Source organism: Anaerotignum faecicola (assembly GCA_024460105.1).
Taxonomy (GTDB): Bacteria; Bacillota; Clostridia; order Lachnospirales; family Anaerotignaceae; genus JANFXS01.
In genome coordinates, this window is the sequence record JANFXS010000189.1 from 1 (window position 1) to 489 (window position 489).

General features: G+C 53.4%; 1 protein-coding gene and 1 pseudogene. Both read right to left on the reverse strand.

The features are described from left to right. On the reverse strand, positions 1 to 229 hold a 229-nt coding region (locus NE664_13455), incomplete at its 3' end, for a DUF362 domain-containing protein (protein ID MCQ4727639.1). Positions 230 to 232: 3 nt separating this feature from the next. Beyond that, positions 233 to 412 (reverse strand): annotated as a pseudogene (locus NE664_13460) (DUF362 domain-containing protein). Positions 413 to 489 lie beyond the last annotated feature (77 nt).

Sequence of the window (489 nt, forward strand, 5' to 3'; positions counted from 1 at the left end):
CGGCTTCCAGCTGTATACCGCCCAGCTCCGGCTTCCTGATTGTAAATTTCTTTCTCAGTTCATCGACGTATGCTCCCTTTACCCGGATATTTTCCAGTTCCCCCGCTTCCGTATGTTCCCGCAGAAGATTCAGATAACCGACGCTCTCAGGATCCCAGCCGGTTACCAGAGAACAGATGGTATCGACCGCCACCGCATCGCTTCCTCCCATGATAACGCCCATGTTCATTTTATCGGTCTCTTTCCGCTCGTGAGACATGGGGACCGGACCGCTCTGAAAGCCCTGAAGGCCATCCACAATCACATAGTCCACCGGTCTGGCCATATAATAGTCGTAAATCCATCGGTCCAGCTCACCGTCCGTGATCTTGTGGGAGACCATAGCCGCCTTGCTGGGATTGTCAGGCGCCATACCGTACAGATTTCCCGGCGGAGTACCAATACTCACATTTTTGATTCCGCCCGTCACTACCACTCCCGAAGAAGTCT